Source organism: Chryseobacterium gossypii (assembly GCF_041361455.1).
Taxonomy (GTDB): Bacteria; Bacteroidota; Bacteroidia; order Flavobacteriales; family Weeksellaceae; genus Chryseobacterium; species Chryseobacterium gossypii.
Window position 1 is genome coordinate 1 of the sequence record NZ_JBGCUR010000084.1, and the last position, 682, is coordinate 682.

Below are 682 nucleotides of genomic sequence, written 5' to 3' on the forward strand. Positions count from 1 at the left end.
TCTTTCTTCTTCTTTCTTCCCTTTTCCTCCCCCTCTTCCTCCCCCTTCTCCCCCTTTCTCCTTCCCTTCTCTTTCTTTCTCCTCCTTCTCCCTTTTCCTCCCTCCTTTTTCCTTTCTTCCCCTTTTTTCTTCCCTCCCCCCTTTTTTCTCTCTTTTTTCCCCCCCTCCTCCCCCCTCCTTTTCTCTTTTTTCTCCTTCTTCCCTTTTCCTTTTTTTTTCCTTTTCCTCTTCCCCTTCTTCCTTTTCTTCCTCCCTTTTCTCCTTTTCCTCCTTTCCTTCCCTTCTTTCCCTTTCCCTCTCCCTTCCCTTCCCCTCCTTCCTTCTTTCCTCCTTTCTTCTCCTTCCTTTCCCTCCCTTTCTTCCTTCCCTTTCTCTCTTCTCCCTCCTCCCTTCTTCCTCTTTTCTCTCTCCCCCTTTCTCCCCTTTCCCTTCCTTCCCCTTCTTCCTCCTTTCTCCTTCCCTTTTTTCCCCCTTCTTTCTTCCCCCTCCCCCCTCTTCCCCCTTCCTTTTTTTTCCCCTTCCTCTTCTTCTTCTCCTTTTCCCCCCTTCTTTCCTTTCCCCCTTTCTTCTTTCCTTTCCCCCCTCTTCCTTCCCCCTCCCCTTTCCCCTTTCTTCCCTCTCCTTTTCCCCCCTCCTTTTCTCCTTTCCCTCCTTCCTTTTCTCCTTTTTTTTTCTCCTTCCT

At 49.4% G+C, this 682-nt stretch carries 1 protein-coding gene; it reads right to left on the reverse strand.

Annotated features, from left to right (window positions below; genetic code table 11):
• The coding region (locus ABMQ40_RS16745; protein WP_370901633.1) for a hypothetical protein at positions 1–682 on the reverse strand (682 nt) is incomplete at both ends.